Raw genomic sequence first — 16238 nt, forward strand, 5'->3', positions numbered from 1 at the left:
CGCATGTGAGCTGAGTGAGGCGACTGACGGTTGCTGACGGCGAAACACCTTTCCCCAAACCAGCTTTACTTAGCCCACGGGCCATCCACCCATCCGCAAATTTGTATCAAAACTTGACTGCATTGGATCCATCGACCATATTGATAGTTAGCAAACTAACTGTATGCGAATAATCCAGTGTCCCAGACCCTCGAACAACTCCAGATGAACATCAGCAGCAGCATGGTGGTAGGTGCCAGGACCTGGCGCAAAATCTGCCAGACCACGCTCGTCAGCTATGGCATCTCCGAAGCCTGCGCCGTGCCGCTGCTGATGATCGGCCGCCTCGGCGACGGTGTGCATCAGGTCAAGGTGGCCCAGGCCGCCGGGATGGAAAGCCCGTCCCTGGTGCGCCTGTTGGATCAGCTGTGCAGTTCTGGCTATGTGTGCCGCACCGAAGACATCCACGACCGCCGCGCCAAGGCCTTGAGCCTCACCGCGCGTGGCCGCGAGCTGGTGCAGGCAGTGGAACAGCAACTGGTGCGCCTGCGCCGCGAGGTGCTGGCGACAATCGACCCCGATGACCTGGAAGCTGCTTTGCGTGTACTGCGGGCCTTCGAAGGTGCCAATCAACATCCCATGGTTGTGAGTTCTTGAACGGATTTTTTACCGGCATGCCGCCGGCCAGGGATTGGTTCTATGGCGTAAGGACATTCGCCGCTTCAATGATCGCGTTGTACATCGCCATGCTGATGCAAATGCCGCGTCCGTATTGGGCGATGGCCACGGTGTATATCGTGTCCAGCCCGTTTGTCGGCCCTACCAGCTCCAAGGCGCTGTACCGGGCGGTCGGTACCTTCATGGGGGCGGCCGCAGCGGTGTTTTTTGTGCCGATGTTTGTGCAGACGCCTTACTTGCTGGTGGTGGTGATCGCGCTGTGGACCGGGATTCTGCTGTTCCTGTCCCTGCACCTGCGCACCGCCAACAGCTATGCGCTGATGCTGGCCGGCTACACCTTGCCGCTGATCGCCCTGCCGGTGGTGGATAACCCGCTGGCGGTGTGGGATGTGGCCGAAGCGCGGACCGAAGAGATCTTCCTCGGCATCGCCGTGGCGGCGGTGGTGGGGGCGATGTTCTGGCCGCGACGCCTGGCGCCGGTGTTCGATGACTCGGTGAGCAAGTGGTTTGCCGACGCCCAGGTCTACAGCCAGCGCTTCCTCAGCCGCAACGTGCAACCCGAGGAAATCAGCACCCTGCGCGGCGGCATGGTCGCTACCTTCAACACCCTGGAATTGATGATCGGCCAACTGCCCCACGAGGGCTCCCGGCCGCAAACGGTGCGCAATACAAAGGAGCTGCGCGGGCGGATGATCCACCTGCTGCCGGTGATCGACGCACTGGACGACGCTGTGTACGCCCTGGAACACCGCGCGCCGGAATTGCTCGAGCGCTTCACGCCGCTGCTGACCGCCGCCAACGAGTGGCTGGCCAGCACGCAAAAGGATGCGCCCCTCGAACGCTGGCGTGTCCTGCGTGACCAGATCGAAGCCCTGCAACCCGATGCCGACGCCCTGGATGACCGCCATCAGTTGCTGTTCTCCAACGCCCTGTATCGCCTGGGCGAGTGGGTGGATCTGTGGCAAGACTGCCGCAGCCTGCAAGCCGCCATCCAGTGCGAAAGCCAGGACAGCTGGCGCGCAGTTTACCGCCACTGGCGCCTGGGCCGGCTGACGCCATTCCTCGACCGTGGCCTGATGTTCTACTCGGCGTTTTCCACCGTCACCGCGATCATCGTCGCCTCGGTGTTGTGGATCCTCCTGGGCTGGACCGACGGTGGCAGCGCGGTGATCCTCGCGGCGGTGGCCTGCAGCTTCTTCGCCTCGATGGACGACCCGGCGCCGCAGATCTACCGGTTCTTTTTCTGGACCGCGATGTCGGTGCTGTTCGCCAGCCTCTACCTGTTTCTGGTGCTGCCCAACCTGCACGATTTCCCGATGCTGGTGCTGGCGTTTTCGGTGCCCTTTATCTGCATCGGCACGCTGACGGTACAGCCGCGTTTCTACCTCGGCATGCTGCTGACGCTGGTCAACACCTCGTCGTTCATCAGCATCCAGGGTGCCTACGACGCGGACTTCCTGGCCTTTGCCAACTCCAACCTGGCGGGCCCGGTGGGCCTGTTGTTCGCCTTTGTCTGGACCCTGATTGCCCGGCCGTTCGGCGCTGAGCTTGCGGCCAAGCGCCTGACCCGTTTCAGCTGGCGCGACATCGTCACCCTGACCGAGCCTGCGACCCTGGCCGAACACCGCAAGATGGGCGTGCAAATGCTCGACCGCCTGATGCAACACCTGCCGCGCCTGGCCATGACCGGCCAGGACACCGGCATCGCCCTGCGGGAAGTGCGGGTGGCGCTGAACCTGCTGGACCTGCTGGCGTACTCGCCGCGCATCCTCGGGGTGCCGCGGGTGTTGTTGAACCAGGTGGTGGAAGGCGTCGGCGGTTACTTCAAGGCCTGCCTCAAGGCCGGTGAACGTCTGCCGGCCCCCAGCGGTCTGCTGATGACCCTCGACCGTACCCGCCGCGCCCTCAACGGCCAGGGACTGCAAGGCGAGGACGAAACCCGCCTGCATTTGTTGCACGCCCTCAGCGGCTTGCGCCTGGCGCTGTTGCCCGGCGTGGAATTTCTTGGCGGCACAGAGATGGAAGCGCCGTTACCCGATGGAGCGCCTTTATGATCGGTGATCTGGATATCAGCGGGGTGTTCCTGCCCACGTTGCTGGTGCTGATGGGCATAACGTATGTGTTGTACCTGGTGGTGCACGGGCTGTTGACCCGCGTCCACTTCTATCGCCTGGTCTGGCACCGGGCATTGTTCAATGTGGGTCTCTACGCTCTGTTGCTGGGCGCAGTGGATTCACTCAGTCGATACCTCATGACATGAAAAAACCTTTTTTGACCATTGGCCGTGTAGTCCTGACGTTACTGGTGGTGACCTTCGCCTGCGTCGTGGTGTGGCGCATGGTGATGTACTACATGTTCGCGCCGTGGACCCGTGACGGCCACATCCGTGCCGACATCGTGCAGATCGCCCCGGACGTGTCCGGGCTGATCCAGCAAGTGGACGTGCGCGATAACCAGTTGGTGGTGCGCGGCCAGGTGCTGTTCTCCGTCGACCAGGACCGTTTCAAGCTGGCCCTGCGCCAGGCCCAGGCCGCCGTGGCCGACCGTCAGGAAACCCTGGCCCAGGCCGTGCGCGAGAACAAGCGTAACCGTGGCCTCGGCAACCTGGTGGCCAGCGAGCAACTGGAAGAAAGCCAGTCCCGCGTCGCCCGTGCCCAATCGGCCCTGGCCGAGTCGCAAGTGGCGGTGGATGCCGCGCAACTCAACCTGGACCGCTCGGTGATCCGCAGCCCCGTGGACGGCTACATCAACGACCGTGCGCCGCGTAACCAGGAGTTCGTGACCGCCGGGCGTCCGGTGTTGTCGGTGGTGGACAGCAACTCGTTCCACATCGACGGCTACTTTGAAGAGACCAAGCTCGACGGCATTCACGTCGGCCAGAGCGTCGACATCCGCGTGATCGGCGACAACGCTCGCCTGCGCGGGCATGTGCAGAGCATCGTCGCCGGTATCGAAGACCGTGACCGCACCAGCGGCTCCAACCTGCTACCGAACGTCAACCCGGCGTTCAGCTGGGTGCGCCTGGCCCAGCGGATTCCGGTGCGCATTGCGTTTGACGATGTGCCGGCAGACTTCCGCATGATTGCCGGGCGCACCGCCACCGTGTCGATCATCGACGACCAACCCAAGTCGGAGAACAAGCCATGAAACGGCTTTTAGCAACCGCCGGGCTGGGGTTGTTGCTGTCGGCCTGCCAAGTGGTGGGGCCCGATTACAAACTGCCGGACAAGGCGGCCGTGAACCGCGGTGACCTTCAGGGCCAGTTGGCCGGGGAGGGCAGCAATGTGGTGTCGGCGCCGGTACCGGCGGACTGGTGGAAGCTTTACCAGGACCCGCGCCTGGATAAGCTGGTGGAGCAGGCCATGGCCTCCAACACCGACCTGCGGGTGGCTGCGGCCAACTTGCAGCGCTCGCGCTATCAGGTGCAGCAAGCCGAATCGGCCGGCGGCTGGAGTGCCGGGGCCAAGGCCGAAGCCCAGCGCCTGCAAGAATCGGGTGAGGCCTATTTGCTGACGGAAAAAGTCCCGGTGGCGAATATCGGCAGTGCCAGTATCAGCACTTCCTATCAATTCGATTTGTTCGGCACCTTGCAGCGTGGCATTGAAAGCTCCCAGGCCACTGCCGATGCGGCCCAGGCGGCGTCTGATATCGCCCGTATCACCCTGGTGGCGGACGTGGTGCGCTCCTACACCCAGGTGTGTGCGGCCAACGAAGAGCTGGCGATCGCCAACGAGTCCCTCGACCTGCAAGCCCAGAGCACGCACCTGACCCAGCGCCTGCGGGATGCCGGGCGCGGTGATGAAACCCAGGTCACCCGTTCGCAAACCCAATACAAATCCTTGCGCGCCGAAATGCCGCGCTATGAAGCACTGCGCCAGGCCGGGCTGTTCCGCCTGTCGATGTTGCTGGCCAGGCCGCTGGATCAACTGCCGGCCGGCACTGCCCAATGCGCCGAGCTGCCGCACATCGCGCAGTTGTTGCCGGTGGGCGATGGCGCCACGCTGCTCAAGCGCCGCCCTGACGTGCGCCAGGCCGAACGCCAACTGGCGGCGGCCACCGCGCGCATCGGTGTGGCCACCGGCGCGCTGTACCCGGACATCAGTATCGGCGCCACCGTGGGCACCGTCGGCATCCTGGATGACCTCGGCACGCCGGCCACCAACCGTTGGGGCTTTGGCCCGCTGATCAGCTGGACGCTGCCGACCAACGGCGCCCGCGCCCGCATCCACGAAGCCGAAGCCGCGACCCAGGGCGCCCTGGCGCACTTCGACGGGGTGGTGCTCAACGCTATCCGTGAAACCCAGACGGGCCTGGCGCAATACACCGCGCAACTGCAACGCCGCGATGCCCTGGCGGATGCCGGCGCGTCGGCCAAAGAGGCGGCGGAGCAGACGCACCGGTTCTTCCAGGCCGGCCGCGCGTCGTTCCTGGCCGACCTGCAAGCTACCCGCACCTACACCGACGTGCGGGCGCAACTGGCCGCGGCGAACACCCAGGTTGCCATGAGCCAGATCGATTTGTTCCTGGCCCTGGGCGGCGGCTGGGAAAGTGGACGAACGCAAGCCACACAAGCCAGCAAACCCTGAGCTGATTGCTATGCTTTGACAGGCGGACTTACGTGATGGTCCGCTGGTCACTGCTCGCGTTTGCTCATGGGGATTCCAATAATGAAAAACCCTTATGCTCCCGCTTTCTGGTGCGTGTTCTTCGCACTGGTGTTGCTATCGGCGACTTACTTCTACGGCATCATGCTGGCCCATCAAATCGACAAGGCCATGGTGTTCCTCGACAGCGCCAGCGCGCTGATCGCGGTGCTGTCCATCGGCGTGGTGGCCTGGGCCTCCTACCAGGGCCAGCGAATCAAGCGAAGACTGCTCGAACAAGGCAAGACCCGCGTGGCGATCTGGGACACCAAGGTTGCCCTGCGCCGGGTCGAGACGGTGTTCGACCGCTACTTCTGGGGCAGCTACTGGCAGCCGGGGCGCACCTTCCAGGAAGTCATGGGCGAACTGACCGGCACACCGCTGGAAAAAAGCCTCGAAGCCCTGAAAAAACAATGCGTGATGCTTGATCGGCAAGTCGCCGACGGACGGCATTGGCTGAATAACGCCCGGGAATTATCCGATGTGGCCACTGCGATGGCGCGAGAGCGTTACCAGCTGGATTTTTATGATCCCAAGTCGGATACGCCGGGCAATGCGGTGATTCACCGTGAGTTTGAGGTGCTGGTGTATACGTGGACGGCGCGCCTGAAAAGCTTCGACCATCAACTCGATGAGATCGAAACCGAGTATTCCTGAAATCTGTGGTGTCTGTACTGACGCCTTCGCGAGCAAGCCCGCTCCCACATTCGATCGAGTTCCATCTTTGGAATGCAGTCGAATGTGGGAGCGGGCTTGCTCGCGAAGGCACTTTACCGTTCAGCTCTGAAGTCTGCGCCTATTGAAAAATTGGGCTGCATACGCCAGCCAATGCTAATCTTCCCCGGATTTCGGCGGGCTTGAGCCGACACCCTTCGGGGTTCAGGGAAGACAGCCCACTTCACAGGATTTGATCAGGTCACTACATGAATAAGCCAGCAGTCGTTCTCTTGGGTATCGTCGTCGCCATTGGTGCAATCAGTGCAGGCGGTGCCTGGTACACCGGCAAGCAACTGGAGCCGGTGCTGCAAACCGCCATCCAGGACGCCAACAAGGAACTGCAGACCTCCATGGCCGGTGTCGACGGCACTGTGACCCTCGAACTGGTCTCCCTCGACCGCCAGCTGTTCAGCAGCACCGCCCACTATCGCCTCAAGGCCCAGGGCGCGGTGTTCGGCGAAAATCATCAGGACACCGAACTGCTGTTCGTCGACCATATCGAACACGGCCCGCTGCCGTTCTCGCGCCTGGTGTCGCTGAAGTGGCTGCCGGTCATGGCCACCAGTCACTACGAACTCGAGAAAAACCCCACCACCGAAAAATGGTTCGCTGCCAGCAAGGACGTGTCGCCCCTCAAAGGCGTGGCCAACATCGGCTATGACCGCTCGGTGACCGGCAACGTTGAACTGCTGCCCCTGGAACTCAAGGACGACAAGTCGGCCGTGAGCTTCTCCGGCGCCAACCTCGACTTCGACTCCACCGCCGAAGGCAAGAAGGTCAAGGCCAGCGGCTACATGGACAGCCTCAAGGTCTCGGTTGTCGATGCCAACAACGCCAAGCTGGATGCGGAGCTGAGCGGCCTGACCATCGCCAGCAACCTGGAAAAAACCACCTTCGGTTTCTACACCGGGCAAAACACCGTCGAGCTGACCAACACCAAGGTCACCTTCGGCCCGCAGCAAGCAGTGCTGACTCTCAAGAACTTTGAGCAGAAAGACAGCAGCGAAACCAAGGACAACAACCTGGCCGGCCGCGTCGACTACAAGATCGACGAGATCGGTTACCAGGGCAAGCCAGTGGGTTCGGCGGCCATGGCCGTCAGCATGAAGAACGTCGACATCCCGTCGATGCTGGTACTGACCAAGCTCTACCAGGAAAAAGTACAGCCGGCCCAGGCCGCTGCCGCTGCTGGCCAGCCCGTGCCTGAGTTGCAACTGACCGAAGCCGAGCAGACCCTGGCCCAGGCCAACGTCGACCAACTGCTGGCTGCCAAGCCGCAAGTGGCGGTAGAAAACCTGTCGCTGAAAACCACCAATGGCGAGAGCCGCTTCAACCTGGTGGCGGACTTCGCCAAGCCGTCGAGCATGGACCTGCCGCCGGTTGAACTGGGCAAGCAAATCGTTGCGCTGCTGGACGCCAACCTGACCCTGTCCAAGCCGATGATCCAGGACGTTGCCGGCCTGCAGGCGCAGATCGGTGGTGTGACCGACCCGAAAGCCATCGAGCAGCAATCCCAGATGGCCAGCGAGATGATCAGCGGCATGGCCGTGGGTACTCAACTGGCGACCCTGGTGGGTACCGATATCGTGTCCAAGCTGCACTACGCCAACAATGAAGTGACCTTCAACGGCCAGAAAATGACCGTCGAGCAATTCATTGGTTTTGTGCTGGGCAAGTTCGGCGCGGTCAGCGGCGCTCAATAAGATTCGGCTCAAAGTGATGTAGGCCAATTCTGAACAATTGTTCTGAATTGGCCTTTTTTGTACCCCCCTCAAGGATATTGCGCCCCGGGAAAGCTTGGCCGCGTCATCAGATGCCGGCCGCCTGGAGTGTCGTGCAGGTGAACTTATCGCTACAGCTTTCCCTGGTGAGGAAGCTGACGACATGTCGCGTAATATTCATCCGTTTATCCGCCTGGCCCTGTGCAGCCAACTGCTCTGGCCCGTCGTGGCATCGGCCGATGCGGCCTATGATTCGCTGATCAACCAGGCCCGCAGTGGCAACTATGGTCCGGCCCTCAACCTGTTGCGCCAAATGCCCGCCGAGCGCCAGACGCCGGGGCAGGTCAGCGATCACCTGTTGATTGCCAGCTGGGCGCGCCAGGACGCCGAGGTGCTGACGGTCTACGAGGCCCAGGGCCGCTCACGCACCCTCACCACCCAGGCGCTGGCCACCGTCGCCCGCACCTATCGCAACCAGCAGCGTTGGGAACCGGCGATTGCCGTGTATCGCCAGGCGTTGCTGCGCGAGCCGAATAACCCGGACCTGCAACTCGGCCTGGCCCTGACCCAGGCGGACGCCGGCCAGACCGCTGAAGCGGTGCAGCGCACCCGCGCCCTGGTGGCCGCCAAGCCCGACGACGCCGACCGCCGCATGGCCCTGGGTTACGCACTGACCCGTGCCGGTTCTACCTATGACGCGCTGTTCGAATTCGACCAGGCGTTCATGCGTGCCGGCAACAAACCTGAAGTCGCCCGCGAATACATCGTCGCCCTGCAACGTGCGCGCCTGCCGGAACCGGCCTTGCGCCTCGCTGCCCGGCGCCCTGGCCTGTTGGACCCGGTCACCCAACGCCGCCTCGAAGGCGACCTGGCCGCCGAGCGCGTGCGCATGGCCGAGTTCGCGACCCGCAGTGAAAAAGAGCGCTACGTCATCGCCGACCGTGCCCTCAAGGATTACGACCAACTGCTCACCACCTGGACACCGGATGCCAACGCCCATGACGACGTGGTGCGCTGGCGCATCGACCGTCTGGGCGCGCTGAAAGCCCGGGCGCGCACCGCCGAGGTGATCCGCGACTACGAAGTGCTGAAGGGCGAAGGCGTGCAACTGCCGACCTACGCCCTGCGCTGGGTCGCTGCCGCCTACCTCGACCAGCGCCAGCCGGAAAAGGCCGCGCCGCTGTATCGCCAGGCCCTGGCGGCAAGCGATGCGGACGCCGGCGATCACGTCGAAGACAGCACCGCGCTGTTCTACGCCCTGCTCGAAAACGATCAAGTGGTGGAAGCTCGCGAAGTCGCCGACAACCTGGCGAGCACCCAGAAACCCCGGGTCGAGCTCAAGGGCTTGCCCATCGGCAACCCCAACGACGCCTGGATGGACGCCCAACAATTGGCCGCCCAGGCCGGCACCTATGGCGCCGACCTGCCCGCCAGCGAAAAAGGCCTGGAAGCCCTGGTGCAACAGGCCCCGGGCAATATCGGCCTGCGCCTGGCCCAGGCCGATATGTACCGTGCCCGCGACTGGCCACGGCGCGCCGAAAACACCCTCAAGGAAACCGAAGCCCAGGCCCCGCGCGACATCGGCCTGGAGGTTTCCCAAGGCCACACTGCCCTCGATCTGCAGGAATGGCGTCAGCTCGATGCACTCACCGATGACGTGGTCGACCGCGCCCCGGACAACCGCCAGGTACAGCGCCTCAGCCGCCTGCGGGATGTGCACGACATGGCCGAATTGCGCGTCGAGGCCTACACCGGCAAAAGCAACGGCGGCGGCGATAACGGCGCGGGCGCGGTGTCCGGCAGCCGCGATTTCGGCATCGAAACCTTGCTCTACAGCCCGCCCATCGATGAAGACTGGCGCGTGTTTGGCGGGGCCGGCTACGCCACCGCCGATTTCGAAGAAGGCACCGGCCAACACCGTTGGCAGCGCCTCGGTGTAGAGCGGCGCACCCGCGACATGACCCTCGAAGCCGAGGTCTCCAACCACTCCTACGGCTTTGGCGACAAGCAGGGCGCACGCATCGCGATTGCCCGCGACATCAATGACCAATGGCAGTACGGCGGCAGTCTCGATTACCTCTCCGCGAGCACCCCGCTGCGGGCACTGAATGCCGACATTACTGCCAACGGCGGCAGCGGGTTTATCCGCTGGCGCGCCAACGAAAGCCGCGAATGGAAACTGGCCCTGAGCCCGTCCCACTTCAGCGACGGCAACAACCGCCTTGAAGCGCTGCTCACCGGTCGCCAGGGCGTGTACAGCTCGCCGGGGGTGCAAGTCGACCTGGGCCTGGAAGTCGGCACCAGCCGCAACACCAAGGAAGACACGCCGTACTTCAACCCGCGCTCGGACTTCAGCGTGCTGCCCACGGCCACCGTCAACCACGTGCTCTACCACCGCTACGAAACCCAGTGGAGCCAGCAGTTCCAGGTGGGGGCGGGCACCTACAGCCAGCGCGACTACGGTACCGGCGGCGTTGCACTGGTGGGCTACGGCCAGCGGTTTCGCTGGAACGACGTGCTCGAAACCGGCGCCAACCTCAGCTGGATCAGCCGACCTTATGACGGTGAGCGCGAAAGCGACCTGCGCCTGATCGTCGACCTCACCTACCGCTTCTAGAAGAGTCCGATCATGCCCGTCTTGTCCCGTTGCCTGTTGGCCCTGGGGTTAATGCTGAGCAGCGCTTGCGCCCAGCAACCCGCACCTTTCACTCCACCCGCCGAGCGGCTCAAGCCTGCCAGCGAAGCGGCGTGGCCGAAGAACCATTTCCTCGGTATCGCCTACCACGACATCGAGGACCGCGACCCCGATCAGGCCGTCGTGGCCGTGCGCACCGAACGTTTGATCGAGCAGTTGGCGTGGCTGCGGGAAAACGGCTACCAGCCCGTCACCGTCGACCAGATTTTGGCGGCCCGCAACGGCGGCCCGGAGTTGCCGGCGAAGGCGATCATGCTCAGCTTCGATGACGGCTACGCGAGCTTCTACACCCGTGTGATGCCGATCCTGCGCAGCTACAACTGGCACGCGCTGCTGGCGCCGGTGGGTTCGTGGGTGGATACGCCGCTGAACCAGCCGGTGGATTTCGCCGGTACACCTCGGCCGCGTTCGGACTTCCTGACCTGGCAGCAGGTGCGCGAAATCGCCCAGTCCGGCCTGGTGGAAATCGCCGCGCACACCGACGCCAACCACAAGGGCGTGCTGGCCAACCCACAAGGCAACCTGCAACCGGCCGCCACCACCCGACGCTTTGACCCGGCGACCCATCGCTACGAAACCGAAGCCCAGTTCCAGGCGCGGATGCGCACCGACGTGACGGCGATCTCCAACAAGATCCGCGCCGTCACCGGCAAGGCGCCGCGCGTGTGGGTGTGGCCTTACGGCGCTGCCGATGGCACCTCGCTGGCGGTGGTGGGCGAGCAGGGTTACCAGATGGCCCTGACCCTGGAAGACGGTCTCGACAGCCTCGGCAACCTGATGAGCAGCCCGCGCTTCCTGGTGGCCTCCGACCCGGACGGCGAACACTACGCCAACGCCATCGTCGCGACCCAGACTGAAGCCCCGCTGCGGGTGCTGCATGTGGACCTGGACAACGTCTACGACCCGGACCCGGAACAGCAGGTGCGCAACCTCGACAAACTGATCCAGCGCGTGGTCGACATGGGTGCCAGCACCGTGTTCCTGCAGGCTTTCGCCGACCCCAAGGGCGATGGCCTGGTGCGTTCGCTGTACTTCCCCAACCGCCATTTGCCGGTGCGCGCCGACCTGTTCAACCGCGTCACCTGGCAACTGCGCACCCGGGCCCACGTGAACGTATTTGCCTGGATGCCGGTGCTCAGTTTCGCCCTCGATTCGAAGCTGCCCCGCGTTACCCGTTGGGACCCGCAAACCGGCAAGGTCGCCATCGACCCGGACCAGTACCAGCGCCTGTCGCCGTTCGATCCGAAAGTGCGGCAGGTCATCGGTGAGATCTACGAAGACCTGGCGCGCACCAGTGCCATCGACGGCGTGCTGTTCCACGACGACGCGGTGCTGTCGGACTTCGAAGACGCCAGCCCGCTGGCGCTCAAGGCCTACGCCGCCAATGGCCTGCCGGACACCATCGAAGCCCTGCGCGCCGACCCTGCGGTGATGCACCGCTGGACGCGTTTCAAGAGCCGCTACCTGATCGACTTCACCCATGAGCTGACGGCCAAGGTCCGCAAGCTGCGCGGCCCGCAGGTGCAGACTGCACGCAATATCTTCGCCGAACCGATGCTCAACCCGGGCAGCGAAGCCTGGTTCGCGCAGAACCTCGACGACTTCCTCACCAGCTACGACTGGACTGCGCCGATGGCCATGCCGCTGATGGAAGGCCAGGACCTCAAGGGCTCCAACGCCTGGCTGGAAAAGCTCGTGGCCACCGTCAAGGCCCGCCCCGGCGCGCTGCAACGCACAGTCTTCGAGTTGCAAGCCAAGGACTGGCGTACCTCGGCCGCCCCCGATCTGGACGGTGCACAAATGGCCGAGTGGATGGGCGTGCTCAAGCGTCAGGGCGTGACCAGTTTTGGCTACTACCCCGACAACTTCCTGGAGAATTCGCCGGATCTGAAAACCGTGCGTCCGGCCCTTTCCAACCAGTGGAATCCTTGACTCATGTTTGACAGAATCCTCGCGCTTATCGTGTTGTCGCTGGTATTGGGTGTGCCCCTGGGCCTGATCTTTCTGGTCACCGGGCAGTTCCTGATGGACTTCGTCTTCTTCTATCCACTGTTCATGTCCGGCTTGTGGATCGCCGGCGGCCTGTACTTCTGGCTGCACTGGGAGCGCCACTGGCCGTGGGCGGATGACACCCCGGCGCCGGTACTCGCCGGCGAGCCACTGATCTCGATCCTGATCCCTTGCTACAACGAAGGCGACAACGCCGCCGAAACCATCGGCGCCGCGTTGGCCCAGCAATACCGCAACATCGAAGTGATCGCGATCAACGATGGCTCCAGCGACAACACCGCCGCCGTGCTCGATGCGTTGGCCCTGAAAGAGCCGCGCCTGCGGGTGCTGCACCTGGCGCAAAACCAGGGCAAGGCCGTGGCCCTGCGCATGGGCGCAGTGGCGGCGCGCAGCGAATACCTGGTGTGCATCGACGGCGATGCGTTGCTCTCGCCGAACACCGCGGCGTACCTGGTGGCGCCGATGCTCGACAACCCGCGCCTGGGGGCGGTCACCGGCAACCCGCGGATTCGCACGCGCTCCACCTTGATCGGCCGGGTGCAGGTGGGCGAGTTCTCTTCGATCATCGGCTTGATCAAGCGCACCCAGCGGGTCTTCGGGCGGATCTTCACCGTCTCCGGCGTGGTGGTGGCGTTTCGGCGGGCGGCCCTGGACCGGGTCGACTACTGGAGCACCGACATGATCACCGAAGACATCGACGTGAGCTGGAAGCTGCAACTGGACCACTGGAGCATCTTCTACGAGCCTCGCGCGCTGTGCTGGATCCTGATGCCGGAAACCCTCGGCGGCCTGTGGAAGCAACGCCTGCGCTGGGCCCAGGGCGGCGCTGAAGTGCTGTTCAAAAATATTCGTGGCATCTGGCAATGGCGCCATCGCTACCTGTGGCCGCTGCTGTTCGAGTACTGCCTGTCCACCGGTTGGGCCTTCACCTTTTTGCTCTCGGTGATTTTCTGGGCCGTGGGCAAGGTGGTGACGCTGCCTGCCGCCATCGCCGTCGACTCGCTGATGCCGCCGGCCTTCACCGGCCTGCTGCTGGCGGTGGTGTGCCTGGTGCAGTTCGCGGTGAGCATCATGATCGACCGGCGCTATGAAAAGGGCCTGTGGAAAACCCTGTTCTGGACCGTCTGGTACCCGTTGGTGTTCTGGCTGGTGAGCCTGTTCACCACCCTGGTCAGCTTCCCCAAAGTGTTGTTCCGCCAACACCAGAAACGCGCGCGCTGGGTCAGCCCGGATCGCGGTATCAAAGCCCCCACTACGGATGTGCAGCCATGAACCTGATCCGAACCCAACAGCGCCCGGTGATGTGGGCCATCGACGTATTCCTGACCCTGCTGGCCTGGGCCGGGCTGATCATCCTGCTGGTGCGCGGGCTGGTGCCGATGCTCGACAGCCACGGCGGCCCGCGGATCGATGCGCCGATTTTCGCGGCGCTGGATACCTTGCAGATCTACCTGTGGATTGCCGTGTTCAACGCAGTCGTGCTGATCAGTTGGGCACGCTACCAGCAGCGACGTGGCAAGCACTTTGCCCAGCGGCGCTCGGCGGCCAAGGCCTTGAGCGACCAGCGCTTGAGCGACAGTTTCAGCCTGGGGGAAGGCGACCTGGAACAACTGCGTCGCCCGGGTGTGCTGGTGATTCATAACGACCACGAAGGGGGTGTGCAGGAAGTGACAGCCCATGTGTCCCGGCATGTGGAGCGGCCAGGGTTGAAGTTGGTGGCGGGGCAGGAGCGGACCAAGGAGATTGGTTAACCGGGATATCGAAAAATGGGATCCAATTCACAAAATAACCGCGAACTTTTCTCATCTTTTGGCTACTAACCAGTCTTGATACCGCATTGATGGCCAAGTAATGGCAATTGTAAGCGCCACCATTGGAGGTGTATCAAAACTGTTACCGCTTGTCGGAATAAAAATTCCAATTGCAAGCAATTAAACGTTGCATGATTTATTTATTGTTAATAATCAGCAACTTATATGCCTGTTAAACATAACTTCCCACTAAGCCAGAATCTTGGCCCACCGGAAGTTCGATGTTAGTTTGCCGGCCCCCGCTTTTTCGACGGATCGAACATGTCTTTATTATTGCCACGGACTCGGCTGCTGCTGGGCGTTTGCCTGCTGACTTGCTTCGCACTCAATAGTGCGACGGCTGCGCCCACGCCTGGCGATCAGGACCTGATCCGCGACCGGCAAAACCGTCTGCTGGAAGAACAGCGCCGGCGCCTTGAAGACCTCAAGGAACTGCCCGGCAAAGAAGCCAAGCCCGAAGCGCCTGCCACCCCGGCCGACACCCGTTGCTTCCCGATCAAAGACATCGAACTCAAGGGTGCCGACAGCCTGCCTGCACCGGACCGCGAGCGCCTGCTCAAGCCGTATATCGGCCAGTGCCTGGGCGTCTCCCAGCTCAACCAAGTGCTCAAGTCGATCACCGACTACTACATCGACAAAGGCATGGTTACCAGCCGTGCTTACTTGCCGCAGCAGGACCTTTCCACCGGCCACCTCCAGGTGTTGGTGGTGGAAGGCAAGCTCGAAGGCTTGAAGGGCGCCGACGGCAGCAACCTGTCCCCGCGCGAGCTGGCCATGGCCTTCCCCGGCAAGGTCGGCGAGCAGCTCAACCTGCGGGAAATCGAGCAGTTGGTGGACCAGTTGAATCGCTTGCCGTCCAAGCAGGCGCAAATGGAACTGACCCCCGGCAGCCAGGTGGGCGGCAGTGAAGTGCAGGTCAAGAACGTCCCGCAAAAGCCCTGGCGCGCCAGCCTGTCGCGCAACAACGACGGGCAGAAAAGCACCGGCGAACAGCAGTGGGGCGCCGGCCTTGAGTGGGACAGCCCGCTGGGCCTGGCCGACCAGTTGGTGTTGCGCGGCGGCCACGATGCCGTCAGCGACCACCAGAAAACCTCGAAAAACAGCATGCTGTATTACAACGTGCCGTGGGGCTGGTGGAACTTCAGCTACACCTACAGCGAGAGTGATTACCGCACTTACGGCGTGACCGACGACTACAAATTCAAGCAGAACGGCGACAACGAAAACCATCAACTGCGCGCCGAGCGCGTGATCCATCGCGACGACGTCAGCAAGACCTCGGTCAACGTCGGCCTGGCCCATTTGCGCACCAACAACTACATCAACGACGCTCACCTCGAAACCAGCAGCAACCGCCTCAGCGAGCTGCAACTGGGCATCAACCACGGCCGCCGCATCGGCAATGCCTTCGTCAACCTCGACTTGGGCATGCAGAACGGCATCGGCGCCTTCGATGCCCAAGCTGAAAACGAGCGCGATCAGTACGGCAATCGCCTGCCCAACGCGCGCTACCGCAAATACACCGCCACCGTCAGCTACTTGCAGCCGTTCACGCTATGGGGTGAGTCGTTCAGTTTCTCCAGCCTGGCCACCGGCCAACGCAGTGAAGACATTCTGTTCAGCCCCCAACGCATGAGCCTCGGCGGCTCGGCCTCGGTGCGCGGTTTCAAAGACCAGCAGCTCACCGGCGACAGCGGCGGCTACTGGCGCAACGACGTGCGCTGGGCGCGCCCGGTGACCTGGGACTGGATGCGCCCGGCCTTTGCCGAATACGGCGCCAGCGTCGGCTACGACCAGGGTGTGATCAGCAATGGCCGCTACAACGACAACGTGCATGGCCGGGTCTCGAGCAACTCGTTGGAGCTGTTCGCCCGTGGCAAATACGTCAGCACCAGCGTGACCTTTGCCCATTCCCTGGAACGCCCGGCAGTGATGAGCGAGCGCGAAGCGCCGATCTACTTCCGCATGGATTTCTTCCTGTAAT

The 16238-nt window shown here is 63.1% G+C and carries 12 protein-coding genes; all 12 read left to right on the forward strand.

Features of this window, described 5'->3' with window-relative positions:
- Positions 1-204: 204 nt before the first annotated feature.
- The 12 genes from HX839_RS19210 (at position 205) to HX839_RS19265 (ending at position 16237) form a co-directional block, all read left to right on the forward strand.
- On the forward strand, positions 205-636 hold the full coding sequence (locus tag HX839_RS19210) for a MarR family winged helix-turn-helix transcriptional regulator (RefSeq protein ID WP_008433651.1): 432 nt from the start codon (positions 205-207) through the stop codon (positions 634-636).
- Positions 633-2711 (forward strand): FUSC family protein, encoded by a 2079-nt coding sequence (locus HX839_RS19215; RefSeq protein WP_102367858.1) that lies wholly within the window; start codon positions 633-635, stop codon positions 2709-2711. Before HX839_RS19210 ends, HX839_RS19215 begins: the two co-directional genes overlap by 4 nt.
- Positions 2708-2917 (forward strand): DUF1656 domain-containing protein, encoded by a 210-nt coding sequence (locus HX839_RS19220; RefSeq protein WP_003218193.1) that lies wholly within the window; start codon positions 2708-2710, stop codon positions 2915-2917. The genes HX839_RS19215 and HX839_RS19220 overlap by 4 nt, the downstream gene beginning before the upstream one ends.
- Entirely contained in the window at positions 2914-3804 is an 891-nt protein-coding gene (locus HX839_RS19225) for an efflux RND transporter periplasmic adaptor subunit (RefSeq protein ID WP_003218191.1), read from the forward strand. Before HX839_RS19220 ends, HX839_RS19225 begins: the two co-directional genes overlap by 4 nt.
- A complete protein-coding gene (locus HX839_RS19230) occupies positions 3801-5243 on the forward strand; it encodes an efflux transporter outer membrane subunit (protein WP_008433656.1) in 1443 nt (480 codons plus the stop codon). Before HX839_RS19225 ends, HX839_RS19230 begins: the two co-directional genes overlap by 4 nt.
- Positions 5244-5324: 81 nt before the next feature.
- Positions 5325-5957, forward strand: a complete 633-nt coding sequence (locus tag HX839_RS19235; protein WP_003218188.1) for a hypothetical protein — start codon at positions 5325-5327, stop codon at positions 5955-5957.
- A 266-nt stretch (positions 5958-6223) separates the two neighbouring features.
- Positions 6224-7720: a YdgA family protein gene (locus HX839_RS19240; RefSeq protein WP_087693604.1), complete on the forward strand. Its 1497-nt coding sequence runs from the start codon at positions 6224-6226 to the stop codon at positions 7718-7720.
- Between the two features lie 181 nt (positions 7721-7901).
- Positions 7902-10355, forward strand: coding sequence for a poly-beta-1,6 N-acetyl-D-glucosamine export porin PgaA (pgaA, locus tag HX839_RS19245; protein ID WP_177022636.1), 2454 nt, complete (start codon positions 7902-7904; stop codon positions 10353-10355).
- A 12-nt stretch (positions 10356-10367) separates the two neighbouring features.
- The gene (gene pgaB / locus HX839_RS19250) at positions 10368-12365 is read left to right on the forward strand and encodes a poly-beta-1,6-N-acetyl-D-glucosamine N-deacetylase PgaB (protein ID WP_102367860.1); all 1998 of its coding nucleotides are present in this window, start codon (positions 10368-10370) and stop codon (positions 12363-12365) included.
- Between the two features lie 3 nt (positions 12366-12368).
- Positions 12369-13715, forward strand: coding sequence for a poly-beta-1,6-N-acetyl-D-glucosamine synthase (pgaC, locus tag HX839_RS19255; RefSeq protein ID WP_003218180.1), 1347 nt, complete (start codon positions 12369-12371; stop codon positions 13713-13715).
- Positions 13712-14194 (forward strand): poly-beta-1,6-N-acetyl-D-glucosamine biosynthesis protein PgaD, encoded by a 483-nt coding sequence (gene pgaD / locus HX839_RS19260; RefSeq protein ID WP_177067552.1) that lies wholly within the window; start codon positions 13712-13714, stop codon positions 14192-14194. Before pgaC ends, pgaD begins: the two co-directional genes overlap by 4 nt.
- A gap of 321 nt (positions 14195-14515) precedes the next feature.
- A complete protein-coding gene (locus HX839_RS19265; RefSeq protein ID WP_102367862.1) occupies positions 14516-16237 on the forward strand; it encodes a ShlB/FhaC/HecB family hemolysin secretion/activation protein in 1722 nt (573 codons plus the stop codon).
- The last annotated feature ends 1 nt before the right edge of the window (position 16238 follow it).

The organism is Pseudomonas sp. I8001 (assembly GCF_013385345.1).
Classification (GTDB): domain Bacteria; phylum Pseudomonadota; class Gammaproteobacteria; order Pseudomonadales; family Pseudomonadaceae; genus Aquipseudomonas.

Excerpts from the sequence above, each read along its gene's own strand:
- HX839_RS19265 (WP_102367862.1), top strand. The coding sequence starts at position 14,516 with ATGTCTTTATTATTGCCACGGACTCGGCTGCTGCTGGGCGTTTGCCTG.
- HX839_RS19230 (WP_008433656.1), top strand. The coding sequence starts at position 3,801 with ATGAAACGGCTTTTAGCAACCGCCGGGCTGGGGTTGTTGCTGTCGGCC.
- HX839_RS19210 (WP_008433651.1), top strand. The coding sequence starts at position 205 with ATGAACATCAGCAGCAGCATGGTGGTAGGTGCCAGGACCTGGCGCAAA.
- pgaB (WP_102367860.1), top strand. The coding sequence starts at position 10,368 with ATGCCCGTCTTGTCCCGTTGCCTGTTGGCCCTGGGGTTAATGCTGAGC.
- pgaA (WP_177022636.1), top strand. The coding sequence starts at position 7,902 with ATGTCGCGTAATATTCATCCGTTTATCCGCCTGGCCCTGTGCAGCCAA.
- HX839_RS19235 (WP_003218188.1), top strand. The coding sequence starts at position 5,325 with ATGAAAAACCCTTATGCTCCCGCTTTCTGGTGCGTGTTCTTCGCACTG.
- HX839_RS19220 (WP_003218193.1), top strand. The coding sequence starts at position 2,708 with ATGATCGGTGATCTGGATATCAGCGGGGTGTTCCTGCCCACGTTGCTG.
- HX839_RS19240 (WP_087693604.1), top strand. The coding sequence starts at position 6,224 with ATGAATAAGCCAGCAGTCGTTCTCTTGGGTATCGTCGTCGCCATTGGT.
- pgaD (WP_177067552.1), top strand. The coding sequence starts at position 13,712 with ATGAACCTGATCCGAACCCAACAGCGCCCGGTGATGTGGGCCATCGAC.
- HX839_RS19225 (WP_003218191.1), top strand. The coding sequence starts at position 2,914 with ATGAAAAAACCTTTTTTGACCATTGGCCGTGTAGTCCTGACGTTACTG.
- pgaC (WP_003218180.1), top strand. The coding sequence starts at position 12,369 with ATGTTTGACAGAATCCTCGCGCTTATCGTGTTGTCGCTGGTATTGGGT.